We start from the raw sequence: 26,281 nt of genomic DNA on the forward strand, positions 1-26,281 counted from the left end.
GGACTCGGTGCTATAAAATTCGGCATACAGTCCGTCACTATGCTTTTTTATTGTCAATTATTTATGGGCTTTTTTGATATTTTTTCTAATTTTTGCTTTTTATAAGATTAGAAATGTTCGTTATTCTCGATTCCTTGACGCTTCAAGGTATTACAACGCCTTTTGAAGGAAAACAGCGAGAACTTTGGGGAAGTGAATACGGTTTCAAATTTATGATATTATTGTTGCTGAGGTTTACTATCATATCAAAAAGCGTTCTATAGTATCGGTGACAGATCCTTATGTTGAAAGATGTATAGGTCTTGTCGATATCCAGCTTTTAATCAAGCAGTTAACTAAAGTCTACTTAGATAAAGGCTTATGTCACAGTTCGTATATCCCAGACTAGGATATAAAAAGAACCAATAATTACCTTCTTGGCAATAAGGTTGGAGGGGGTCCGTCAATATAGTGTCGCCATAGTGGCACCAATTTGGGGATTTTGCATTCTCGGTAGGATATTAGGGGAAACCTAAACTTTTGATGTCATTTATTTGCAAGGATTTCCTCTTTTTCATTCAGTTAAAAACATGCTCTAGAAGCAGGTGATGCGAAGTCTTAATTTGCCAAATTTACTGGTACGATCAGTGTCATGACATCTTTTCAGGTGAGCGGGTGGAATTTTATATTAAGCACTCTTTTAAGCGGCAATATTCAGCGCATAATTTATTGGCTGCAGAGCAGATATCTTTGGGGGGCTCCAATGTTCGTGATACGCGTGAGAGTTTGATTTTTGGCAATAACAGTTTTTATCCGTAATGATTTGATACTGAGAACCGTTCCGTGGTGCAACAATGGGATTCTTAAAAAGACTTTTGGAGAACGTCGCCCCTTTGTTAGTTTGGACTATGGTCTTGTTTTTGCACAACCTTTGTACGGTTTTACAAGCCGGTATCATCGTTATATTTGCCAGCCCCCAATGTTGCTAGCCCTTGCATTAAGACGGTTCATAAGAGCCGTTTTAGTTTTTTCTTATACAGTTTTACCTACACGCCAGCTGCGCTTTTGACGTGCAAGTAAATGGTTTTATTGATTTAAGATAAACAGATTTGAAATGAGAGAATCTTACGATATTCGAGACTCTCATTCAACATGTGAAACAGTAAATTATCATTATAAATCAACGCATTGTTATGAATGAACAGTTTGCCTATTGGATAGCAGGTGTTAAGCTTGCAGAGGGAATGGTTTCTTTTGATGCCAGTTATTCCAGTATTTTCTATAGCACCGTCAAGCATAAAAAGTCAGACAGGTTTTTTGCATTTTTGTTTTTCGTAATTTAAGATACAAATAAAATATCAAAAATAGGCCATGTTAGTAAATAGATGAAACTTTGATGATATTTGGATAAAAAAGTCAGTGACTGTTTTACTATTTTAGCTGACATTGATTTCCTAATGGTAAGCAAAATTCTATTGTGTACAGAATATTGTTACTGAGATTTCGGTAAAAGAAATTTACAAAAAAAATATAATCATTAACAGCTATGTGAAAATTTAGGGAAAATGAATCCAACTTTAAGACACATAATTTTAGTATGGCTTAGTTGATAAATTTTCATTGGATGAAAAATTAAATAATTAAGAAGCCTTATTTTCATAATTTCTTTATTTTTTTGTGAGTGTGTCATTTTTGCTACAGATCTTTCAAAAAAGATGCTCTATATACATTTCATTTTGGATATTTGGAGAGATTTTATGAATACAAAACGTTTAATAACAGCGTCTATTTTTTCTTTAATTTCAGCGTCCACAGCGCTAGCTGCTGATGTACTGATTCCTCATCAGACAGCACCATCGACTCCTTCTTCTACTATTGTTGCCCCCACTTTTTCATGGACAGGGCTCTATTTAGGTGTCCAAGCTGGTGGCTTTTCGAGCAAGGCTGATATGGCTCTTGTCGGTCAAGAAAAGAGTTTTCCACTGGATAAAGAGTTCTCTCCTAAACTTTCAGGTTTTGCTGGTGGTTTTTATGGAGGGTCTAATATTGATCTCGGTGACAGCTTTATTTTTGGTGTCGATACGGATTTAACACTGTCTGGAAAAAAGCACACAAAGACTATTACTATAGGTTCATCTGATAACATTACAGTAGAAAATGCAGTGGGAAGATCCCGTAGATCAGCAGAAACGTCTCTTCCAAACTCACAAACAGGGACACCAACATCAACACAAACAGCCGCTTCAGGACAATCTGCACAAAAAGCACCTGCTGCATCAGATTCAGCAACAACAAAACCTGCGCTAGGAACACCTGCAGCCGGAGCAACTGGAGCGGGAACACCTGCAGCCGGAGCAACTGGAGCAGAAACACCTGCAGCCGGAGCAGCTGGAGCAGGAACAGCTGCAGCCAGAGCAGGAGAAGGTACATCTGCATCCGCAAAATCTGCATCTGCACAACCATCATCAGCAGCACCTGAAAAATCTGCACCCGCAAAACCTGCACCTGCAGCAGCAGTAGTAGCATCCGCTGCCGCAGCATCTGCAAAACCTACACCTGCAGCAGCAGCAGCATCCGCTGCCGCAGCATCCGCAAAACCTGCACCTGCAGCACCCGAAAAACTTGCAGCACCCGCATCAGCACCCGCACCCGCAGCAAAGTCTGCATCTGCACAACCATCAGCAGTAGAAAGAACAGTGCCAGCTGGGCCACTTGTACTGGCGAGGTCAGGATCATCTAACTCAGGGACAGGTGCTTCCTCTGGAGCAAGTGGAGCAAGTGGAGCGAAAAATGGGGGGTATCATAGTGCCCATGGTAGTGGATATTCTAATTCGCATGGTGCATCTCACCCAGGTGGGCATCATGGCTCTGGTGCTAACCCACACGGTTCAAACGGTACTAATCCACATGCTTCCCGTCCTCATGGAGCGCAAAGTCAACAAGCAGCGGATAAGGGTAATACCAGCGTATATGGTATAGAACAAATGAAAAAGATGGCTTCTGAACTTGGTCTTGAGGATGAAGTTGAAACTGTAAATCATACTTTCAAACAAAACTGGGGTGGTGCTACACGGGTACGTATCGGTTTTGCTGCTGATCGCTTTATGCCTTATCTTGCGGGTGGTATTGCTTATGGGCAGTTCCAAGACACTGTATCAATATCCGTTAAGGGTGAGGATGGAAGCGTTGTTTCTTCTAAAAACTTAACAGATGAAACTAAAACCATGATTGGTTACACTCTTGGTGGTGGCGTTGATTTCTCGGTTTTGGATAATGTCATTGTGCGTGCAGAATATCGTTACTCCGATTTTGGTAAAAAGAAGTTTGCAAAGGAAAAGCTTGAAATTAGCTACAAAACCAATGATTTCCGTGTTGGTGTAGCTTATAAATTCTAATCTGTTTTAAGAGTAAATTTCTAAGAGGCTCCACTATCGGTGGGGCCTTTATTTTTTTAAGCTCATTTTTTGGTTTCTTTTTTTGCAAATTTCATGATAAAGCCCATAAAGTGTGATGAATATTTTCTTGATCGCTGCTTAATACGAATGATAAGCTCGGCTTTCCCTATAGATAAAAACCAGAGTTGCAGAGTTCAGGGAAGTTATGCAAAAATGAAATCGTAAAAGTGGACAGGAATATTTCACAATGACTGTGAAAAATGAAACAATAGATTATTCAAAAACTCTTTATCTCCCACAGACAAATTTTCCCATGCGTGCAGGGCTTCCGCAAAAAGAGCTTGAGTTAATAGCGCGGTGGGAAAATATAGGGCTTTATGCGCAATTGCGCCAACAAGCAAAAGATCGTCCATTTTATATTCTTCATGACGGCCCACCTTATGCAAATGGCCATATTCATATCGGGCATGCTTTAAATAAAGTTCTAAAAGATGTGGTTGTCCGTTCATTCCAGATGCGGGGATTCAATGCAAATTATGTTCCTGGTTGGGATTGCCATGGGCTTCCAATTGAATGGAAAATTGAGGAAAAATATCGTGCGCAAGGAAAAAATAAGGACGAGATTCCTCTTAATGAATTTCGTCAAGAATGTCGTGAATTTGCACAATATTGGGTAACTGTTCAAAGTGAAGAATTTAAACGTCTTGGTGTCGTGGGAGATTTTAAGACGCCTTACACCACAATGGCTTTTCAAGCGGAAGCACGCATTGCGAGTGAATTGATAAAATTTGCGATGTCTGATCAGATTTATCGTGGTTCTAAGCCGGTGATGTGGTCTGTTGTGGAGCGTACAGCTTTGGCAGAGGCAGAGATTGAATATCATGATCATGAATCAGAGGTGATTTGGGTTAAGTTTCCTATTTTTGAAGCAAATTCTGATGATTTATATGGTGCTTATGTCGTCATTTGGACAACAACACCATGGACAATTCCGGGCAATCGCGCAGTGAGTTATTCTTCGCAGATTTCTTATGGTCTTTACGAAATTGAAAGTGCTGAAAATGATTTTGGTCCTCAAGTGGGAGAAAAGCTTCTCTTTGCAGATGCTCTCGCTATGGGTTGCGCAGAAAAAGCCAAACTTGTTTTGAAACGTTTACGGACTGTTTCTGCTGACGAATTGAAAGCTCTTATTCTTTCTCATCCACTCAAAGGTTTGGCTGGAGCGTATAATTATAAGATTGCGTTGCTTGAGGGCGCCCATGTGACAGAGAGTGCGGGGACAGGTTTTGTTCATACAGCACCAAGCCATGGGCGTGAGGACTTTGAAATTTGGAATGATTATAAATCTTTATTAGAGCAAGCGGGGATTGATACATCGATACCGTTTCCTGTTGATGATGCAGGTTTCTATACGAAAGATGTTCCGGGTTTGGGACCGGATCGTGAAGGGGGACCGGCACGTGTTATTGATGATAATGGAAAAATGGGTGATGCCAATAAAGAGGTTATTAACGCTTTAATTAAAGCAGATCGCTTGTTTGCACGGGGGCGTTTAAAGCATTCCTATCCCCATAGCTGGCGTTCGAAAAAACCAGTTATTTTTCGCAATACACCACAATGGTTTATTTCAATGGATAAAGATCTTGGGGATGGTTCAACTTTACGCAGTCGGGCTTTGGAAGCTATTTCAAAGGTGCGTTTTGTGCCATCTTCTGGACAAAACCGCCTAGCTTCTATGATAGAAGATCGTCCTGATTGGGTTCTTTCTCGTCAACGTTCTTGGGGTGTTCCTATTTGTATTTTTGCCAATGAAGATGGTGTTGTTTTGAAAGATGAAGGTGTCAACGAGCGTATTTTACAGGCTTTTGAAGCAGAAGGAGCAGATGCATGGTTTGCTAAAGGAGCACGTGAACGTTTTTTAGGTGATCGTGCGCATGAGCCTTGGGTGCAGGTTTATGATATTCTAGATGTTTGGTTTGATTCTGGAGCAAGCCATAGTTTTGTATTAGAAGATCGGGCTGATTTAAAGTGGCCTGCAGATGTTTATTTTGAAGGTTCAGATCAACATCGTGGATGGTTCCAATCTTCTCTTTTGGAAAGCAGTGGTACGCGTGCTTGTTCTCCCTATAAGACAGTGATCACACACGGTTTTACTTTGGATGAGAATGGTAAGAAAATGTCTAAATCCTTAGGCAATACGGTTGTTCCGCAAGAGATCATTAAAACATCTGGTGCTGATATTTTTCGTCTCTGGGTCATGACAACTGATTATTGGGAAGATCAGCGTTTAGGCAAAAAAATCCTTCAAACCAATGTGGATTCATATCGTAAATTACGCAATGCAATTCGTTGGATGCTTGGAACTTTAGCCTACGATGAAGGAGAAGAAATATCTTATAGCGCACTGCCAGATCTTGAAAAATTTATATTACATCGGCTTTTTGAACTTGATCAATTGATTAATCACGCCTACGATGAATTTGATTTTAAAAAAATTATGCGTGCATTATTAGATTTTTCAATCATTGAGTTATCGGCATTTTATTTTGATATCCGCAAAGATTCTCTTTATTGCGATGCGCCTTCATCACAAAAACGTAAAGCTTCTTTGCAGGTTGTTCGTGAGATTTTTGAACGAATGGTGATATGGCTTGCTCCCATGTTGCCTTTTACAATGGAAGAGGCTTGGTTAGAGCGTTATCCAGAAAGCCAATCGGTACATTTGGAACAATTTCGCTCTGTACCAGAAGAATGGCAAAACCAATCTTTGGCTGAGCGTTGGAAAAAAATTCGACAGGTCCGTAAAGTTGTGACAGGAGCTTTAGAACTTGAACGCGCTGATAAGCGTATTGGATCCTCGTTAGAAGCAGCTCCTATTGTTTTTATTTCCAATCCGGTTTTACGAGAGGCACTAGAAAATGTGGATATGGCGGAGATCTGTATTACCAGTGCTCTCACAATTGTGCAGGATACAATGCCTTTAGATGCTTTTACTTTGAATGATGTTGAAGGTGTTGGTGTATATCCAGAGAAGGCGTTGGGAAAAAAATGTGCTAGGTCATGGCGTTATACACAAGATGTGGGGAGTGATCCAGCTTATCCTGATGTCTCTGCTCGTGATGCAGCTGCTTTGCGAGAATTAAAAATTCTTGGCAAGATTTAAAATTTTAGATCAAGAGACAGAAGTGAAAGCAGATTTCTCGTATTGATGAATGTTGTTTTTTGTGGTACGGAGAAAATTCCGTTATTTTATCTGCAGGGGGGAAATTTGTGTATGGACTGTTCTCTCATAAATAGCGGGAATATTGATCAGCCGTATGCTTGGGAAATGGAATAAGCAGTGAGAAAACGTGAAGTAAAAATATTTCCAACAGGAATTTTAGGTATATGCTTTGTTTTAACGGGATGTAGTTTATCTGCTCCTACCTATGGGACAAATAAACCGGTTTCGATACAGTTTTTTGAAGATGTTGCTAATATTGCTTCATTAACACCAGTAAATAACAGCAGCCAGATTGTTATAAAGCCTCGCCCAGAACTTGTGATACCAAGTGCTAGCGCACGCCGATTTTTGCCGCTGCCACAACAGGATAGATCTATCAATAAAGGAGTAGCATCAAAACAGCATCAAGGAAATGCTCCTTTTCCTCACAAAGGGTCCTCAGTTAATAGCGTTAGTTCAGAAAATCCTTCACAGTTGAATGCAAAACAACGACAAGAATATTTACGTCGTCAAAGAGCACAAGTTGGGAGTCCAAAATACCGTCGCTATCTCACGGAACCACCATTAAGTTATCGCCAACCGGCAAAGACTGCTCCTATTACTCGCTAGAGAAAAAATATTAAAGTATGTAAGGTGTTCTTCCTATTACTTATAATATCAAGTTCTCATCCGCGCAGAGCTTTCCCTTTGCAGCAGGGGAGCATGAAATATATGGCAATAGCATCAAGAGAGTGGTGCAGTGTTTTCCTCATAAGAAATATTTCTCAAGGTTTTCAAAACCATTTCACACCATCGTTCGTTTGGAGGATATAACGTGAAATCCATTGTGCTTTGCCATCTATATGCTTTATGAAGAGAATAGGTTTGTATCATCATTGTATTTACAAGCCTTTAATGTTGCGATAGCCTTTGCGTTTGAATATCTTTATAAGGGATATTTTTAGTCTTTTCTAAATTGTTTTTTATCCAGATGGTAATCACACTTTGTGATGTGCAAGAAAGAGATTTTTATAGATAAAACAATGAATTATTCTTCATAAATGAATGAATCAATCTAATAGAAACAATATGCAGTTTTAAAAGAGCGTTAGAGGGAAAAATCTTTGAAATAACTTTCGCTATTTAAAGGGTTAATACTCTTTTTAAAGGAATAGGATAGTTTCTAAAGAGTGAAAGTTATGGATAAAGAATTGTTTTTAGCATCGCTTTTGGATAAAAAAATCTTTAAGTAATTGAGCAGCTTCTTTTTCTTTAAAACCAGAATAAATTTCAGGTTTGTGATGACAGGTTGGTTGCTGATAGAAACGTGGGCCATTTTCTATAGCTCCTCCTTTAGGATCGTTTGTTGCATAATACAGACGTCGTATGCGTGCAAATGAAATGGCAGCGGCACACATAGCACAAGGCTCAAGTGTGACATAAAGATCGCAATCAGAAAGCCTTTCATTTTGCAATGTTTCACAAGCCATACGGATTGCGCGCATTTCTGCGTGTCCTGTGGGATCATAGGCAGATTTTATAAAGTTCCCAGCACGTGCGATGATAGTTTTTCCACGAGTAATGACAGCGCCTACGGGAACTTCATCTTTTTTTGCAGCCCACTGCGCTTCCAAAAGGGCTATTTCCATGGGTGTCAAAGTCATAATGTTCTTTCTACGAGGGCAGGGGAGAACTTAAAGATTTCTCGATAAGGAATGCTATAAAATGAATAATTTATTATTCTTTTATAAAGAATAACTTTATTTTTTTAATTTTAAAACAAACTTGTAAGTTAATGAATACATTATTTTTGTAAAAGGATAGAAAATAATAAATGATTGTGCTACTTCCTCCCTTCAGAGTAAGCGGTATGGTGCATGTGAATAATTTTCTGAACATACTGGCAAAAATTGGTTTGAAACGCAAATGAATGAAAATAATGAGAGTGAACGGATTGCTAAAAGGTTAGCGCGTGCTGGTGTTGCCTCGCGTCGAGATGCGGAAATGATGATTGTTGCAGGTCGTGTTTCTGTGAATGGTGCAGTTGTGTCAACGCCTGCTTTTAATGTTAGCCGCTCTGATGTTATTAAAGTTGATGGCAAACCTTTACCTCCTATAGAACGAACGCGTTTATGGCTTTACCATAAGCCAGCAGGGCTTGTTACCACGAACCGTGATCCGGAAGGTAGACCTACAGTATTTAGTCATTTACCAAAAGGAATGCCACGCGTTCTTTCTGTTGGAAGACTTGATATTAACACGGAAGGGCTTTTGCTCTTAACCAATGATGGTGGCTTAGCGCGCGTATTAGAGCTTCCTGTGACGGGGTGGGTCCGCAAATATCGCGTCCGAGCCCATGGAAAAGTAAAACAGAGCACGCTCGATAATCTTAAAAATGGTATTGCGATTAATGGAATTTTCTATGGTTCAATTGAAGCCTCAATTGAACGGGAACAAGGGTCTAACATATGGCTTTCTGTTGCTTTGCGAGAAGGAAAAAATCGTGAAATAAAGAATGTTTTAGGGGCATTGGGATTATCCGTTAATCGTTTAATCCGTGTCTCTTATGGCCCATTTCATCTCTCTGATTTAGAAGAAGGAGCTGTACAAGAATTAAAAGGTCGGATGTTACGAGATCAGTTGGGAGAGCGTTTGATTATGCAGGCCAATGCTGATTTTGATGCTCCGATTCTGAAACCCTTTTCAAATTCTGCGGTTGCTGCGGAAAAGCAAAGACAGAAGGATGTTTCTGTTGCCAATGATGGTTGGGTCTTTTCAAGTGAAAGAGCAATGCGGCGCAGCACGAGGGATCGTTCTATTGAGCATGGTCGCACACCATTAGATGCAAAGTCTCATGAGAATATGAATAAAGGGAAAAGTGAGGAAGGAAAAGCAGAGCGTTTTCTACCGCGATCTCGTCGTGCGAATGTTTGGATGGCTCCTGGTGCACGTCCGCAGAGTGCGAGGAGGAAGCTTTCCTATAATGAGGAGAAATCGCAGGCTCATAAGAGCGATTTGACTGGTAAAAAATCTTTTCATCAAGGCAAGAAAAAACAAAAAGACAATCACTTTCAGAAAGAAAAAGGGGGAAGTTTTGTTCAAAAACGTGGCAAAACACCTTATGATGAGACGCGTGCATTTAGTAAGAAAGATCACTTTTCTAAGGATAAAGAGAAAATGATAAGAGGTGGTCCTGATGAACGTTCTTTTGAGAGAAAAGACAAGGTAAAATCGTTTAGTGGTGCTCTGAAAAAATCTAAACCACATAGAGATGGTGCAAAAACGTCGAAGCGATTTGGAGGACCACGTGCGGATTATCGGCGGTAAATTTGCTGGGCGTGTTTTGTTTTCGCCTGTTGATCAGTCGATTCGCCCAACGAGTGATCGTACGCGAGAAAGCCTTTTTAATATTCTTTCCAGCCGTGAAGAACAATTTTGGACCAATAAACGCATTCTTGATCTGTTTGCTGGTACTGGTGCTTTAGGCATTGAAGCACTTTCACGTGGAGCAAAGGCTGCTGTTTTTGTTGAAAATTCGGTTGAGGGGCGTGGGTTGCTTCAAAAAAATATCGAAGCCTTTGAATTACAGTCGATTGGACGGATTTTGCGTCGTGATGCAACAAAACTTGGCAAGATTGGAACAATGCTTCCATTTGATGTTATCTTTGCTGATCCTCCCTATAGCCGTTGTTTAGGTGAACAGGCTTTTGTAGAAGCTTTGCGAGGGGGGTGGGCAAAAGCGGATACACTCTTCGTACTTGAAGAAAAGAAAGATACAATCATTCATTTACCTGACGTCTTTTATCTAGATGATGAGCGTTTTTATGGTGAGACAGCAATACGTCTCTATAAATTACGATTGCTTGCATCTTGAGAAAATTCTTTTTTATCCAGTAGGACAAAAAACTTCTTTACAGTTTCTTTTATTTTATATGTTTTTTTTCAAGGTGAAGCAGAAAATCAATAAAAGATTCTAATGTTAAAGAAATTGATGCGTTTTATCTTAATCCCTCTATTTTTGGGAGCTTTTTTATAGCTCAAAAAGCCAACCTTTTATGATATATGCTCTTTATGATGTAGAAAGATACCTTTTAATCTTCTGTCCAAATCTAAATTACTTTGAGATGTAAATAGTATTTTACCTGAGTTAGCAATATGTGCTGCTGCTCATTTTTGTAAGTTATGGACTGATTTGTTAATTTCAGCGACATTAAAAGAAAAACGCATTATCAAAGCTTTCGTGTATTATGAATTTTACTACCGATCAATATCTCTTTTTCAATAGGAGATATATTTCACGACAACAATTGTGACATTTTTTTCTCCTTTTTTCAATTACATCTTCATCGTCAATGTTTTATCAACGGTGAAAAGCTTTAAGCTATGTCGTCGACGTTGATATCTTGAATGGTGCGTAAATTCTCTCTTTGTTATTGTATGGACTTAAAAAAACAGATATTTTTATTTAAGGGAGACAATAATGTTCATTTATACTGAACATTCGTGTGTTTATTTTATTAATATCGCTTGTTGACTTAATCATTACCTATTAAAGACGCTTGAGAAGATTAAATATCTTATCGTTGTGGATCTTTAAGAGTAATTAATATATTCCTCGTTGTCACTGAAGATATAGGATTTTGTAAAAAAGGGGAGCTTATCATGTTTAAATGGACGCATAGTGAAGAAATTAGTACACAAGCAAGTGCAGAGCAGATTTGGTCTATGTGGGAAGATGTAGCAACATGGCCTTGCTGGGATCATGAACTTGAATGGGTAGAACTTTCTGGTGCTTTCAAGGAAAGCGCTGTAGGACGCATGAAACCTAAAAAAGGACCAATAGTAACTTTTACACTTGATAAAGTTATAAAAAATGTTTGTTTTTCTGATTATGCGAAACTTCCTCTTACACGCATAAGTTTTGATCATGAATATATTGGTTCAACCAAATCTGGTTCTTCAAATAACAAAATTCGTCATACCGTAACGATGTCTGGTTTACTTTCTCCTTTCTTCGGAATGATTATTGGATCAAAAATTAAGTTACATCTTCGCGATGCAATGATTGAAATGAGTAGACGTGCTCTTACTGAAAATAAAGCTCTCTGATGTGTCTTCATAAAGAAGTTGATCTTTTAAAAAAGATACAGAAATTATAGCCTTGTTAGGATGAAATCAGTTATGAGTATATCACAAACCAATGAGTTTTTTAGTTAGCTATTATAGAGCGTGTCAAATTATCTTACGGAATTAATTTTTCTCTAAAGATCTTATAAAAGTCATAAAAATTTTATTTTTTATATAAAAACTTATAAGATGATTTTTTCATTGAAAATAAGAAAATTGTAGAAACTCTTTTCTGCTCTTGTGAAGCTTTAGCCAGTATTGTCATGGTATTTTACACTATTTATGGTTACAAGATTGTCATTTCATTACGAGAGAGCTTATAGAAGTAAAGCAATATCCAAAAAGATAAAACATTTTCTTGATTCTTGTGGAGACATTAAAGGATGCTATAGGAATGAGGGAGGTTATTTGACACTTCAGAGAACAAAAGGCGTGGGGTTTAGGTTGTTTTATGCTTTTTGAATTTTTGAAGATTTTGGCTTAAATTGAAGTGTTATTGCTGAGTCTTCTATTGATTTACGAGATTTTCTGTTGATCTGGTTGTGAGTTGCAGATTTCGCTTTTAAAATGATAAGGGCCCATGAGAAATCTTGAAACTAAAGAGATTTTACGACATATTACCTCTTTTCATAAAGAAGCTAACAGGGAAGTGATTTAATGCATTAAAAAAAGAATGCATAAGACATGCATAATTTTATGAATGAACACACAAGAGTTATATTCTGATTGGTATAAATTTGTCAGAGTACTTATCAATGTAAATAATAAAATATTTTAGGGAGTCTATGAATGACTGACAAAAACCAGATTGAGAAAGCGGTTTCATTGGTTGAAGCGGCAAGGCGTTCTGGGGCGGATGCTGCTGATGCTGTTATTATTCATGCACATTCCACCAGTGTATCTGTTCGTTTTGGGAAAGTCGAATCGACAGAAGCAGCCGAGAGCAATGATTTTACTTTAAGGGTTTTTGTTGGAAAAAAAGTAGCAAGTGTTTCTGCTAATTTAGCGTCTTATCCGCAAGAACTTGCAGAACGTGCTGTTGCAATGGCTAAAGCTTCTCCCGATAGTTTATTTGAGGGGTTGGCAGATAAAGAGTGTTTGGTTAAGAATCCTAAAGATCTTGATCTTTTTGATAATTTTGTACCCAGCAGTCATTTTTTAACAGAGGATGCTTTAAAAACAGAAGCAGCAGCTCTTGATGTTAAAGGCGTAAGCAATTCTGGCGGCGCTGCAACAGCTTATGGTCGTAGTGGGTTTATTCTGGTGACCAGCGATGGTTTTTGTGGCGCCTATCGCTCCAGTTGCTTTTCACGTTCTTGCAGTGCTCTTGCGGGGGAAGGGACACAGATGGAGCGGGATTATGATTACACAACAGCTTTACATTTTTCTGATTTAGAGGATGCAGAAACTGTGGGAAAGAATGCAGGGCTTGGTGCTGTTCGGCGTTTAGGAGCCGTTCGTGCAGCAACAGGAGGCGTTGATGTTATTTTTAGTCCGCGTACAGCGCGTGGAATTGCAGGGCATATCGCCTCTATGGTCAATGGAGCATCTGTAGCACGCAAAACGAGTCTTTTACAGGACTTCTTAGGCAAGCCAGTGATGAAGCCTAATGTTAAGGTGACCGATCAGCCTTTGCGATTACGGGGAAATGCTTCTCATCCTTTTGATGGAGAAGGGATAGAGGGGAGAACACTCAATATTATTGAAAATGGTATTTTAAAAAACTGGCTTCTTTCATCATCCACAGCACGTGAATTAGGACTTCAAACAAATGGACACGGTGTGCGTTCGGGGTCATTGGTGCAGCCGACAAGTACAAATTTTGCTATTGAACCGGGTTTAGTATCACCTTGCGATATGATAAAAGATTTAGGAAGTGGATTTTATGTAACAGAATTATTCGGCCATGGCATTGATTTTGTTACCGGTCAGTATAGTCGGGGTGCTTCTGGTTTTTGGATTGAAAATGGTGAAATTGCTTATCCGGTGAGTGAAGTGACGCTGGGTTCTGATTTGCTTCATATGTTAGCACATTTAACACCTGCCAATGATATTGATCGGCGTTATAGTACAGCGGCTCCAACATTGTTAATTGAAGGGATGACACTTGCAGGAAAATAATACGCATCATTTTTCTGATTTAAATCTTTTGCGTGAGGTTTGTCGAGAGGCAGGAGATTTAGCAATGCGGTATTTTGGATGCACGTTGGATGTTTGGATGAAAGAGGGTAATTCACCGGTCAGTGAGGCAGACTTTGCTGTTGATCATTTTTTGAAAGAGAAGCTTCTTGGGGCGCGTCCAAATTATGGATGGATTTCAGAAGAAACAAAAGATAATCGAGAACAACAAAGTTATGAACGCTCCTTTGTGGTTGATCCTATTGATGGAACACGAGGTTTTCTTTCTGGCAGTCCTTATTGGTGTATTTCGGTTGCTATTATTGAGAATGGTCGTCCTATTGTGGGCGTTCTACAATGTCCGGCTCAAGGAGATGTCTATGCAGCTGTCACAGGGGGAGGGGCAACATTAAATGGGATAAAACTTCCTCGTTTAGCCTTTCAGGCTCATGGAAAGTATAAAATTTCTCTTGATCAATCGCTCGCACAAAAATTACCCGATGATTTTCGCAATCGGTTTAGTCTTTATCGTTACCTTCCTTCTCTTGCTTATCGTATTGTTCTCGTGGCTCAAGACGAGATCGATATTGTGTTAGTTCGCCCGAATTGTCATGAATGGGATATTGCCGCCGCTGATCTTATTTTGCAGGAGTGTGGGGGACGTTTTTTATCGCTTGATGCCCCTTTATTATCTTACGGAATTGAACCTTATCAATATGGACTTTTAATTGCTGGTAAAAATAATTGCTGTCAGGATATGATAGATATTGTTCATCAGGCAAAGTTAGTTTAATCACATAAAAGCACGCTAAAATTATCTAAATGATATGGAGGCACATATGACCGAAACCAACGAAAAAAAACAATATTTACACCTTGTATTTGGTGGTGAATTAAAAAATCTTAAGAGTAATCAATTTAAGAATCCTGATGATTTAGATGTGGTTGGTATTTTTTCAAGTTATCAATCTGCTAAAGAAGCATGGCAGGCAAAAGCACAAAGCAGTGTCGATAATGCACTACAACGTTATTACATCGTAGATTTGCATCAGTTTCTTGATACTGAAACAGGCGATGCAGAATAAAGCTTGATATTTGGTCATTATATCCGCTGTTTTACGCTTGTTTATCACGCTCTCTCAGAGGCGTATCTTTTAAGAAAAACAGAACGTTGTAGAATAAAATACCATTATTGTTGTAAATTCTTACGCTTCCTTAAGGAAATATTTCTCAAGGCGTCAAATCCATTTCATAATGGTGTTTGCGCATTTATTGTATCACTATCTTTTATGCTTAAATATGAACAAAAATGCTTTTCTTACATCATTGTACACTTTGTCAAAATATTAGAATAAACTTTCGCACTTGAGATGAGGCATAAGGGGTATGGTTATTCCTTTTTTCAGTATTTTTTTATCTATACTCCCTCTCTGTGGTGCGTGAGCAAAAGGTTTTGACTGCTTCAACATAACTTGGCTGTAAGTAATTGAGGGACAAGTTACGCAATGGCAAATCATTATATATCAATATATTGCCTAATTATACGAATATCGTGTGATTAAGTTTCTGGATTTAAAGTCAGAGTGCATAAAAGAGTTCAAAAAAGAGATGGTACATTTAAGTAACTTTGGTAAAATATAGCATTTAAAGATAACAAGGTGGTTTGCTCAAGTTTTTATTGTGAAAGAAATAAGGTATATCCCTTTATTTATAAGATAGATTTAGATGACAATTACAAAGGTGCATATCACGCATTTGTTATCGTTTTTTACATAAGCAGTATTGTCTTGGAATTTTTTTGTTCTCAAATTGAGAAAATTTTTGCTCTATTTTTTCTTGATTGTACAAAGACAAATATGGAATTTACAAAACAGTGTAAGTGTAACATGATTGTGACTGGAATAGAACGATGTACAGCTTATCACGTTTATAAAAAAAATTGAGTATTATTAACGTTTGAAATGCCTTTAAATCTGAGAAAAAATATGGCTATGAATAGAGATATTTTATACGGAAAAGTAGAGAAAGCTGGAGAAGAGATATTATAGAGATCAATGATCTGTTTATGCTATTGTATTTTGTGTATATGTTATTCTTATAGAAAAAAATTAAAAAAGATAGGGTAAAATTGTATTCCTTTTCCCTTTGTATCTTTAATTTTTTCATGGGAGAAATGTTTTTTATCCAAGATACGGATGATATTAAAAAATATGGATGTAAAACAAAGAGTGTTGATGAATTTTTTAATAAAATAAGCCTATAGATATCTCAAAATAGCTGGATGAGGTGATTTTAAATGGTAGAATTAAAGGCACATGCGGCTCTTTTAACCTATCGGATGATTGGCTTTTTATTATATCCTGTTATCCCTTTTTATTTGTTTTTTCGTGCTATCCGTGGAAAAGAAGAGTGGTGTCGCAAAAAAGAGCGTTTAGGTAAAAGCTCCCTTCTACGTCCTCAAGGTTCATTAGTTTGGTTGCATGCAGCAAGTGTAGGAGAAACACTTGCACTTGTTCCACTTATTAATCATATTTTATCATTAAAAATAAATGTGTTATTGACAACGGGGACGGTGACATCTTCCTCTCTTGTGAGAAAACATTTTGGGAATCGGTTGATTCATCAATATGCACCTTTGGACCTAGATTTTGTTGTGCGGCGTTTTATTCGTCATTGGAGGCCTGATCTCGTTTTGGTTTGTGAATCGGAAATTTGGCCTCTGCGTATTAAAGAACTTGCCAAAATGCATATTCCGCAGATTCTGGTTAATGCCCATATGTCTGAACGTTCTTTTAAAGCATGGCAAAAACGGCCCGTTCTTGCCAAACATATTTTTGAGAATATTGATTTGGCGATTAGTCAGAACGAAAGAGATGTCGTTTATTACCATACACTTGGCGTAAAATCTGTTACGTTTTCTGGTAATCTGAAGGCGGATGTTTTTTTGGTTGAAGATCAAGCATTGCTTGCACGTTATCGTCATGCTATCGACAACCGTCCAGTTTGGGCCGCTATTTCAACGCATGAAGGGGAAGAAGAGATAGCTTTTGAGGTTCATAAGATTGTTAAAAATTATTTGCCGAATTTATTGACAATTATTGTGCCGCGTCATCCTGAACGTGTAGAAGATCTTATCAAAAAATGTGACAATCAGAGTTTACGTTTTATCCGGAGAAGCAGAAATGCTATTCCAGATATAAATACCGACATTTTATGGGGAGATACGATTGGAGAAATGGGACTTTTTCTTCGTTTATCGAAAGTTTCTTTTGTTGGTAAGTCGTTATGTGGAAAGGGTGGTCATAATCCATTGGAATTGGCTTTGCTGGATTCTGCTATTTTAACGGGACCTCATGTTTCAAATTTTCAAGAGATGTTTGAGCAATTTCTAACGCGTGATGCAGCATACATGGTTCAAGATACAAAACAGCTTGCAATCCAAGTCTATAAACTTCTAACAAATGAAACATTACGACAAGAAATGGTTGATAAGGCTCATGAGGTTGCAACGGGTATGGCAGGCGCACTTGAGCGTACATTAAAGATTTTAGATCCATTTTTACAACCGCTTGTCATACAAACAGGTCTACGTCAGCGTCAGGGTGGATATGCGTATTAATGCTCCCCATTTTTGGTGGAAAAATAAAAGCTTTTTGCGTTTTTTATTAGCTCCAGTTTCATGGGGATATGGTTATTTTGCACATCGTTTTATGGCAAGACAGCCTCCCGTGATTGATCTTCCGGTTTTATGTATTGGAAATTTTACATGTGGTGGTACGGGTAAAACGCCGGTTGTTATCGCTTTTGCTAAAGTGGCTAAAGAACTTGGTTTTATTCCTGGTGTTGTATCACGAGGTTATGGTGGAGCCATTAAAGGAGTGCATCTTGTAAATGAGAAATATGACACAGCACGTGATGTTGGAGATGAGGCCCTTTTATTGGCACGGCATGCTTTTGTCGCTGTATCGGCTAATCGTTATGCAGCAGCACAACGGCTGAAAAAAGAGGGATGTAATTTTATTTTAATGGATGACGGTTTTCAAAGCCGTCGCCTTTATATGGATTATGCGTTACTTGTTGTGGATGCGATGCGTGGTTTTGGGAATGGAGCTGTTTTCCCATCAGGGCCTTTGCGTGTACCATTAAAAACGCAATTTTCTTTTATGGATAGTGTTTTATTGATTGGTCACCAAGATGCGCGTGATAAGGTTGCTTTTCTTGTTGCGCGTACGGGAAAACCTTTGCATCGTGCTCATCTTAAGGCAAGTGCCTCTGATGAGGTGGCAGGAAAATCATTTTTGGCATTTGCCGGGATTGGCAATCCAGATAAATTTTTTCAATCTATTAAAAAATTATCTGGTCATGTGGTGCAAACTTATACCTATCCAGATCACTATTTTTTCACTGATAAAAATTTAACAGATCTTATACAAAAAGCTCAAATACACAATTTATGGCTCGCGACAACGGCTAAAGATTATATCCGTATACAGACGATTCATAGGCAAAAAGAATTGAAAAATCTTATTGTTTTTGATGTGGATGTCGATTTTGTTCAAAAAGATTTCTGTCATATGCTCCTTGAGGAGGTCATGAACCGCTTTAAAAAACGTTCCCTCGAATTTTCTTCGCCGAAAAAAGGCAAAGGCTAAATTTGTAGCTTTCGAGGGTCTATTTTTCTTTTGTTTTTAACAGTTTCTTAAGATATGGATTGCATTCAAGTTCACGGTGATAGGAAATTTCACAACTCGCATATGCTTCTTGGCGATGATAATTCCAATATTTTAAATCATCTATAGGGATTTTTTGTCCGCTAACGGCACAAATGGTATAGGTTCCATATTCCACAATGTCATATCCATTATTAGAATAACGAACTTTTGCTTCGCGTTCACCATTGGAAAACATTTTAGTTCCTTTTTATCTGACAGTATTATTCAAAAAAGTGCCATAGGATATATTATAAAGTCGAGAGTTAATTTAAAAATATTTTTCTGGTCTAAAAGAGTTAAACGTTTATTTTCTGCCAAAAAGCCGTTCTATATCTGTTAATTTAAGTTCAATATAAGTAGGGCGTCCATGATTACATGTACTTGTATTGGGCGTTGCCTCCATTTGTCGTAACAGAGTGTTCATTTCTTCGGGTCGTAAAAGGCGCCCTGATCGTATTGAGCCGTGACAAGCCATTGTTGCTGCAACATAATCAAGCATTTCTTTTAAATTATTTGTTGTATCATGTTCAGCGGCTTCATCGGCGAGATCTTTAATAAGGGCTTGCACGTTAATCTCTCCTAACATAGAAGGTACCTCACGTACAAGAATTGCGCCAGGTCCAAATGGTTCTATGCTCAATCCAAATTTTTGCAAAGCATCTTTGTGCGTTAAGAGGCATGTTGCATCCTCTTCAGAGAGTTCTACAATTTCAGGAATCAATAATAATTGTGAAGGAAGTGGTTTGGCATAAAGAGCATTTTTGAGTGATTCATAAACCAATCGTTCGTGCGCAGCATGCTGATCGACAATGATCAAACTATCTTGAGTTTGGGCAATAATATAGTTTTTATGGATTTGTGCTCTGGCCGCACCTAGAGGATACGATAACTCTTCTGATGAAGGTATAGTGCTTGGAATGTAGGTAGCACCACTTGGTGTATTTAAGCCCTCCATAATAGGCGTGGCATTTTCTTTTAAACCAAAAGAACCATTACTATCCAACGGTTTGTGCACCATTGAAGCGGTGGCAAAATGATGAGGCTGTGGGCTGTAAGAAGAGGATTGGTGGGCATTTTTAAAATTGTCCAATGATTGTTGTGCCAAAGGTTTTTGTGTTTGAAAAGCTGCGAGCATTGCTTCAGAACGAGTTGAAGTCGGGCGAATACCAGATTGCTGCAATGCTTCACGAATGGCTCCAACGATTAAACCACGAATTAATCCTGGATCACGGAATCGGACATCAGCTTTGGCTGGATGGACATTAACATCGACCTCAGCAGGAGGAAGATCAATAAAAAGAATAGCGACAGGATAACGATCCCGTGTCATGACATCAGCATAAGCACCTCGAATTGCACCCCATAGAAATTTATCACGCACAGGACGTCCATTAACATAAGCAAATTGATGAAGGCTGTTATTTCGGTTAAAAGATGGCAAACAAGCAAACCCCGTTAAGCGCACAGATTCGCGTTCAGCATTCAGTGCAATGCTGTTAGGAGCAAATTCTTTTCCTATAATTTGGGTAATACGTTGTAATTGTCCTTGAGTATTATTGTCTGTCGCAGACAGTTCCATAGGTGTTCTGTCTAGTCCTGAAAGAGAAAATCGGATATGTGGAAATGCGATAGCAATTCGCTTAATCATATCACTAATAGCATTTGTTTCAGCCCGATCAGTTTTCATAAATTTTAATCGTGCTGGCGTGACAAAGAAAAGGTCACGAACTTCAACAATTGTTCCCGGATTTGCAGCAGCAGGTTTGGGCCCTACAATTTTTCCTGCAGTAACGGAAATTTCAGCAGCATTCTCAGCCTCTTTTGTCCGTGAAATAAGTTTAAGTTTAGCAACAGAACCAATAGAAGGGAGGGCTTCTCCTCTAAACCCGAGGAAGCAGATATTGTGTACGTCATCGGTAATCTTTGAAGTACAATGGCGAGAAACGGCTAAAGTTAACTGATCAGCGGGAATTCCACAACCATTATCACTTACCTTTATAAAATTTTTTCCACCATTTGCTGTCATAATTTCAATGCGCGTTGCACCCGCATCAATAGCATTTTCAACAAGTTCTTTAACAACATTTGCCGGCCGTTCAATAACTTCACCAGCGGCGATTTGGTTAATAATATTTTCGCTAAGATGGCGTATAATCATATAAATTCTAACAGGACTCTTAAGGGGTTATAGAAGATTATGATAACATCATTTGTGTAACATTCAAGAATGAGAAGGTATAAGAGGTATTATTTCTAAACACTTCTTATTATTTGAGAGCGTATTATACTAAATGTTTTTCATTATTCGAAATATCAATAAATTACTTGGAAAAAATAGAAAAAATAATTTTTATCATCCTAAAATAACTTGCACCAATTTATCATCTAGGTCAAAAAAGAAATAGTGTAAAAAGGGAAGGCAACATATATGGCGCGTCTAAGCGGTATTTTAGCAGATAGTGATATACAAGCTTTGATTGATAATAACTTTCTGAAAGCTCTGTATCCGTTTAATAGATCTCAAATACAACCAGCAAGCCTTGATCTTCGTTTAGGAGAGAAAGCTTATCGTATACGAGCGTCCTTTATGCCGGGTCTTGAGACAAAAGTTTTGGATAAACTTGAACGGTTAAAGTTACATGAGTTTGATTTACGAGATGGTGCTGTTTTGGAAACGGGGTGTGTCTATATTGTTCCACTTTTGGAAAATTTGGCCTTACCAGAATTTTTATCGGCTATTGCCAATCCAAAAAGCTCTACAGGAAGATTAGATATTTTTACACGGGTTATTACGGATAATGCTCAAGAGTTTGATAAGATTTGTGTTGGTTATCATGGTCCGCTTTATCTGGAAATTAGCCCACGAACATTTCCGATTTTGGTGCGTACTGGCTCGCATTTATCACAGCTTCGATTTAGAAAAGGGCAAAGTTCTTTAAATGAAATTGAGCTGCATGCTTTGCAAAGGAAAGAAGCGCTGATATCGGATGATCATCCTAATATTAGCACTGGTGGTATTGGTCTTTCCATTAATTTAAAAGGAGACGAAAACGGGCTTATAGGTTATCGTGGTAAACATCACACAAGTATTATTGATATCGATAAACGTTCTTCTGCCCATGTTTTAGATTTTTGGGAACCTCTTTTTGATCGAGGGCAAAGGGAGCTGGTTCTTGATCCTGATGAGTTTTATATTTTAGTCTCACGAGAGTGCGTTCATGTGCCTCCGCTTTATGCCGCAGAAATGACTCCTTTTGATCCTTTAGTAGGTGAGTTTAGGGTGCATTATGCAGGCTTTTTTGATCCAGGATTTGGGCATATGGAAGCGGGTGGTAATGGGGCAAGAGCGGTTTTAGAAGTGCGCAGCCATGAAGTTCCTTTTATCTTAGAGCATGGTCAAATTATTGGCCGTTTGGTCTATGAGCATATGCTTAATCGACCAACAACCCTTTATGGGCATGATGTCGGGTCACATTATCAAGCTCAGGGTTTAAAATTATCCAAGCATTTTAAATGAGCTAAAAACTACGAGTTTTGATAAAATCTATGCAGGAAATATCTTTTAAGTAAGAAATTTTGTTCCTCACAAAACGGGCTCCTTGCATTCTATTGTCAGTTTTAAAAGTTATGACTACCCTTGCATTTTGAGGATATGAGAGGGATTTTTACTTCTTTTTTTAAAGTGTTTTTATCCATGAGAGCTTCGTTTATCATGAGCAAAAGAATAGTCCCAATTGTTTCATCGTAAAAAGATCTAAAATGAAAGAATTGTACTGTATTCAATTCTTATTTCAATAAGTCATTGCATATGCATTATGATAATAAATAAACAAGTTAATAAAACTCGATATAACAATAACGTATTTGATTTTCAAAACAAACATTTAAGACTGAGATGCTGCTATAAACTTCATGGTTCTAGAGCTTAAATACCTAGTATATTTTATTCTGTATAAAATTTATCATTCAGAGCCAATAAATATACTTCTTCTATTTTTGGGGGAGAATTATAGTTTATCTTACATGATAAGAGAATCTCTATTCTTATAAAAAATAATGTAAATAAACTTTTAAGGGAGAGATAACTTTGAATAGCAATAAACAAACTGGTGGCGCAATAGCTTTAAAGGGGCATCTCTTTACAGTAAAGCCTAGCACGTCAATTGGTAGATGAACGATGTATAAATGTATGAATCATAGGCTATTGCTCCTCCTCCATATTGTGGGGTTTTAAATTTGGAAAAGAGAAAAAAGACGTTGTTTTTATCAATGAGTTTTTTTAGAAAGTTGCAATCCCTGTTACCTCTATCTATTTAATAGAGCGTTTTGGGAGAGTATCAAATAGGAGGTACAGAGGGGGGGCTTATGCATTTTAGGATATCTTCTCTTTTCATTTAGAAACAATGGTGCCATCAATGATTATTTCGTCAACATTTGATTATCGTAAGGCAGCAAAGCGTCGTCTTCCTCCCTTTCTTTTTCACTATATTGATGGTGGAGCTTATGCTGAAGAAACATTGCGACGTAATTGTAGCGATCTTCAAGCACTTGCACTGCGTCAAAGGATTCTAAGGCAAGTTGGTGGTGTTGATCTTTCAATAAAGCTCTTTGATCGGACACTTGATTTACCAATTGTTCTTGCCCCTGTTGGGCTAACGGGCATGTATGCACGCCGTGGTGAGGTACAAGCTGCGCGTGCAGCCGTTGCAAAAGGGATTCCTTTTACTCTATCTTCTGTTTCAGTTTGTTCTATTGCAGAAGTGCAACAAGCGGTTGGAGATGCATTTTGGTTTCAACTTTATGTTCTCAAAGATCGCGGTTTCATGCGTGATGCATTAGAGCGGGCTTGGGCATCTGGTGTCCGCACGTTGGTTTTTACAGTTGATATGCCAGTTCCAGGTGCACGTTACCGTGATGCACATTCGGGGATGTCTGGTCCTTATGCTGGATTACGCCGTTTTTTACAAGCTTTTACGCATCCACATTGGGCTTGGAGCGTTGGTATTATGGGGCGCCCCCATGATCTTGGAAATGTTTCCACCTATCTCAAAAAGAAGATTGCATTGGATGATTATGTTGGTTGGCTTGGGGCGAATTTTGATCCATCAATTAGTTGGCATGATCTACAATGGATTCGCGATTTTTGGAAAGGGAAAATGATTCTGAAAGGTATTCTTGATCCAGAAGATGCGCGAGAAGCAGTACAATTTGGTGCTGATGGTATTGTTGTTTCCAATCATGGCGGACGCCAACTCGATGGTGTCTTATCAACGGTGCGGGCGTTACCCGCAATTGTGGAGGCTGTAAAGGATCATTTGACTATTTTAGTCGATTCTGGTGTGCGTTCTGGTCTTGATGTTGTACGGATGATCGCACAAGGTGCGGATGCTGTTATGATTGGTCGTGCTTTTGTTTATGCACTTGCAGCAGCAGGTGAGAAAGGTGTTGCTCACCTGCTTGATCTTTTTGCCAATGAAATGCGGGTCGCTATGACACTGACTGGTGCTCAGACAATCAAAGAGATTACACACAAAAGTTTAGTGAATACAGATGTTTTTAAGCAATGAAAGTTATTTTTTATACTGCTTTTAGAAAAAGAAATTTTTTTATAGAAGAGCATCATTGTCTATTTTACAGATATGTTTGACAGTTAACGTTGATGAAGAAAAAGGTCAAAAATCTCTTCTATAAAATAATAATAAATACCCAATAACTATAATAATAAAAAAATCTTAATAACAATCAAAGCAAAAAAATTACAAATAACACTTCATAAATCTGTTATTCACTTTGTTAAAACGCATTTTAAGGATAAAAAGGAATAAGCGCTGAGAGTAAAGGTATTACAACTGTTGAAAAAGAAAAAATAGATATAAATAATGCCGTGAGCATTTTTCCTCTCCTATTTATAAAAAATATAATACATTAATCATGTTTTTAATATTAAATTAATACATATAGTATATAATTAATTTTATTTAAAAAATCAATATGTATTATTAGCATATATAAATTATAATAAAAAATCGAGATATATTCTATAATATCTATAGTATTTATGCTGATTTTAATGAATAATATATTATATGGAAATGGTATTGTTTTGTATAGAATATATTTTTAAATAATAAAAAACAGTATAGTATCTTTTAAAAAACGCTTTCATTAGAATGCAAGACAACGCGATTTAATGTGCTTATCAGTTTCTTTTTTGCACTTTCAATGATTTATGATGATTTTAAACTGTGCGAGCATATTAAGATGCAATTTTATGTTTTTTGTATCTTATATCATTGCTAACACAGTTTTTTTATATCTTCTCGACTTATTTTATAACTTGCCAAACCAAACCCATCGGCTTCCATGATAGATTGGCTCATCCGGTATTTATAGTGATACGAATTTACAGACGATATTCTGTTCCATGAGTAATTTTGCTATTTCTTCTCTAAGCCTCCATTAATTCTCTTTACAAATAACGATAAATCTGTGAGATTTGCAAAATTCTAATACAGATGCATCATCTAAATATCGGATTGTTGGTACACTGACAACTGTTGGGATAATTTCATATTTTTGAAGTACTTCAGCCGCATCAAGATAAATCTAGACGTTTTTTCCAATAGTAAATAGGAGAATATCTTTTCCCTTTTTGATAACAGAAGCTTTGCTGATATCGATGTTTGCAGTATTCTTATGAATATTTATAACAGGGTGCTTTCCTAGAGAGATATAAACGTGCATAGGATTGTTTAATGTTGAGAGAATTGTGGATTTTGTTTCTTTTTTATTATCTGCAGAAGCAACAATACTGTATGTTAGGAATGGTGCCAAACGAAGCAAAATCGGAAATAGTATAATGTTATCTTCAGGATCCATGGCTAATAACCGCACTAATATCAATTAATCGAACAGGATTTTCACAATAAACAGCTATCTACCTTTATTTGTTAAGGGCACGTGTTATCAAAAAACAAGCCTGCAAAACAACCAAGAACTTTTTTCACATGAAGCAAGATCAGCAGCAATACCTATCAAATTTTATTCAGTACTTCCAACTTCTACAATACATGTCGGATAAAGTTTTGCGAATTGAGCAATCTTTCCAGATATTCGTGAAGCCACCATTTGTCTTTCGAAAACAAACTATTTTAAAACAGCAAAGCAATATTTTTAAAGAAGTTGCACGGGCAGCTTTTGAAAGAAAAAAAGCTGAGTAAAAAAATGAAAGCAAAAATAGGGGCTGGTTTTCTCCACTGAAATTGCATGTTATTTCACACATAGAGAGCTTACCTATAGAAAAATTAACAGTCAACATTATTCACAATATTCTTGCGCTACTTTAGCATAAATAGCAGATATAATGCGAAAGTATTTACTTTACCTTCAAGAAAATTACAGTAAAAAGCTGAAAAAACTTCATTAATAAATCCCCTAAAAAGCTAATATCTCTGTATAATTTTGTGGATTTATTTTCTTAAATATGAAAGATCTCTCAAAATAATTTTTACTAAAAACATATCATCAGATATTTGAAAGGCAATAAAAGGGCAATCTACGAAATCCTTCCTTCTCTTGTTTAGTTAGGATAACAGGAACACCCCTAAACTATCTCAATACATTCAATCATTTTACGAAAATATAACCAGTTAACTCCCTTGATTTTAAGTCAAGCTCCCCCTTATCACTCCAATGAAATTAAATCGCTCCAAGTAAATCAAAGAGAGCATAAAAGTCTTTTAATCTTT

At 37.6% G+C, this 26,281-nt stretch carries 19 protein-coding genes and 2 pseudogenes; 16 read left to right on the forward strand and 5 right to left on the reverse strand.

What is annotated here, in order from left to right:
- The first annotated feature begins 268 nt into the window (after positions 1-268).
- The 5 genes and pseudogenes from T429_RS11235 to T429_RS0100555 all read left to right on the forward strand — a co-directional run bounded on the left by T429_RS11235 (position 269) and on the right by T429_RS0100555 (position 7,206).
- Entirely contained in the window at positions 269-388 is a 120-nt protein-coding gene (locus T429_RS11235) for a POTRA domain-containing protein (RefSeq protein ID WP_161629903.1), read from the forward strand.
- A gap of 6 nt (positions 389-394) precedes the next feature.
- Positions 395-925, forward strand: a pseudogene (locus T429_RS10150) (ShlB/FhaC/HecB family hemolysin secretion/activation protein); the annotation flags it as partial.
- Positions 926-1,736: 811 nt separating this feature from the next.
- A complete protein-coding gene (locus T429_RS0100545) occupies positions 1,737-3,374 on the forward strand; it encodes an outer membrane protein (protein WP_005775004.1) in 1,638 nt (545 codons plus the stop codon).
- A gap of 247 nt (positions 3,375-3,621) precedes the next feature.
- Positions 3,622-6,537 (forward strand): isoleucine--tRNA ligase, encoded by a 2,916-nt coding sequence (gene ileS, locus T429_RS0100550; protein ID WP_005774094.1) that lies wholly within the window; start codon positions 3,622-3,624, stop codon positions 6,535-6,537.
- A 177-nt stretch (positions 6,538-6,714) separates the two neighbouring features.
- Positions 6,715-7,206, forward strand: a complete 492-nt coding sequence (locus T429_RS0100555) for a hypothetical protein (RefSeq protein ID WP_005774093.1) — start codon at positions 6,715-6,717, stop codon at positions 7,204-7,206.
- Between the two features lie 587 nt (positions 7,207-7,793).
- Here T429_RS0100555 and T429_RS0100560 read toward each other — a convergent pair.
- On the reverse strand, positions 7,794-8,240 hold the full coding sequence (locus T429_RS0100560) for a nucleoside deaminase (protein ID WP_005774092.1): 447 nt from the start codon (positions 8,238-8,240) through the stop codon (positions 7,794-7,796).
- 262 nt (positions 8,241-8,502) lie between these two features.
- On the opposite strand from T429_RS0100560, the gene T429_RS0100570 reads away from it, so the two are divergent.
- From T429_RS0100570 to lpxK, 8 genes are all read left to right on the forward strand, one after another.
- Positions 8,503-9,903 (forward strand): pseudouridine synthase, encoded by a 1,401-nt coding sequence (locus T429_RS0100570; protein WP_005775005.1) that lies wholly within the window; start codon positions 8,503-8,505, stop codon positions 9,901-9,903.
- The gene (gene rsmD, locus T429_RS0100575; RefSeq protein WP_005774090.1) at positions 9,884-10,450 is read left to right on the forward strand and encodes a 16S rRNA (guanine(966)-N(2))-methyltransferase RsmD; all 567 of its coding nucleotides are present in this window, start codon (positions 9,884-9,886) and stop codon (positions 10,448-10,450) included. The genes T429_RS0100570 and rsmD overlap by 20 nt, the downstream gene beginning before the upstream one ends.
- Before the next feature lie 788 nt (positions 10,451-11,238).
- A complete protein-coding gene (locus tag T429_RS0100580) occupies positions 11,239-11,685 on the forward strand; it encodes an SRPBCC family protein (RefSeq protein ID WP_005774089.1) in 447 nt (148 codons plus the stop codon).
- A gap of 807 nt (positions 11,686-12,492) precedes the next feature.
- The gene (locus T429_RS0100585; protein ID WP_005774088.1) at positions 12,493-13,824 is read left to right on the forward strand and encodes a TldD/PmbA family protein; all 1,332 of its coding nucleotides are present in this window, start codon (positions 12,493-12,495) and stop codon (positions 13,822-13,824) included.
- Positions 13,811-14,614 (forward strand): 3'(2'),5'-bisphosphate nucleotidase CysQ, encoded by an 804-nt coding sequence (locus T429_RS0100590; RefSeq protein ID WP_005774086.1) that lies wholly within the window; start codon positions 13,811-13,813, stop codon positions 14,612-14,614. The genes T429_RS0100585 and T429_RS0100590 overlap by 14 nt, the downstream gene beginning before the upstream one ends.
- Before the next feature lie 46 nt (positions 14,615-14,660).
- On the forward strand, positions 14,661-14,906 hold the full coding sequence (locus T429_RS0100595) for a DUF4170 domain-containing protein (RefSeq protein WP_005774085.1): 246 nt from the start codon (positions 14,661-14,663) through the stop codon (positions 14,904-14,906).
- Between the two features lie 1,211 nt (positions 14,907-16,117).
- The gene (waaA, locus tag T429_RS0100600) at positions 16,118-17,440 is read left to right on the forward strand and encodes a lipid IV(A) 3-deoxy-D-manno-octulosonic acid transferase (RefSeq protein WP_005774084.1); all 1,323 of its coding nucleotides are present in this window, start codon (positions 16,118-16,120) and stop codon (positions 17,438-17,440) included.
- A complete protein-coding gene (gene lpxK / locus T429_RS0100605) occupies positions 17,430-18,473 on the forward strand; it encodes a tetraacyldisaccharide 4'-kinase (protein ID WP_005774083.1) in 1,044 nt (347 codons plus the stop codon). Before waaA ends, lpxK begins: the two co-directional genes overlap by 11 nt.
- Before the next feature lie 19 nt (positions 18,474-18,492).
- Here the strand turns inward: lpxK and T429_RS0100610 are convergent, their stop codons facing one another.
- Both T429_RS0100610 and mutL read right to left on the reverse strand, forming a co-directional pair.
- Complete coding sequence (locus T429_RS0100610; protein WP_005774082.1) at positions 18,493-18,729, reverse strand: DUF2093 domain-containing protein; 237 nt, start codon at positions 18,727-18,729, stop codon at positions 18,493-18,495.
- A gap of 108 nt (positions 18,730-18,837) precedes the next feature.
- Complete coding sequence (mutL, locus tag T429_RS0100615) at positions 18,838-20,691, reverse strand: DNA mismatch repair endonuclease MutL (protein ID WP_005774081.1); 1,854 nt, start codon at positions 20,689-20,691, stop codon at positions 18,838-18,840.
- Between the two features lie 270 nt (positions 20,692-20,961).
- Here mutL and T429_RS0100620 point away from each other — a divergent pair, with 270 nt between their 5' ends.
- Together T429_RS0100620 and lldD are read left to right on the forward strand one after the other, a co-directional pair.
- On the forward strand, positions 20,962-22,050 hold the full coding sequence (locus T429_RS0100620) for a 2'-deoxycytidine 5'-triphosphate deaminase (protein ID WP_005774080.1): 1,089 nt from the start codon (positions 20,962-20,964) through the stop codon (positions 22,048-22,050).
- A gap of 898 nt (positions 22,051-22,948) precedes the next feature.
- Complete coding sequence (gene lldD / locus T429_RS0100625) at positions 22,949-24,100, forward strand: FMN-dependent L-lactate dehydrogenase LldD (RefSeq protein ID WP_005774079.1); 1,152 nt, start codon at positions 22,949-22,951, stop codon at positions 24,098-24,100.
- Between the two features lie 892 nt (positions 24,101-24,992).
- Here the strand turns inward: lldD and T429_RS10905 are convergent.
- A complete protein-coding gene (locus T429_RS10905) occupies positions 24,993-25,139 on the reverse strand; it encodes a transketolase C-terminal domain-containing protein (RefSeq protein WP_280173529.1) in 147 nt (48 codons plus the stop codon).
- On the reverse strand, positions 25,140-25,412 hold the full coding sequence (locus T429_RS10910) for a hypothetical protein (protein ID WP_005774077.1): 273 nt from the start codon (positions 25,410-25,412) through the stop codon (positions 25,140-25,142).
- A 245-nt stretch (positions 25,413-25,657) separates the two neighbouring features.
- Here T429_RS10910 and T429_RS10915 point away from each other — a divergent pair.
- Positions 25,658-25,876: pseudogene (locus tag T429_RS10915) on the forward strand (integrase); the annotation flags it as partial.
- Positions 25,877-26,281 lie beyond the last annotated feature (405 nt).

The organism is Bartonella elizabethae F9251 = ATCC 49927, assembly GCF_000518165.1.
Taxonomy (GTDB): domain Bacteria; phylum Pseudomonadota; class Alphaproteobacteria; order Rhizobiales; family Rhizobiaceae; genus Bartonella; species Bartonella elizabethae.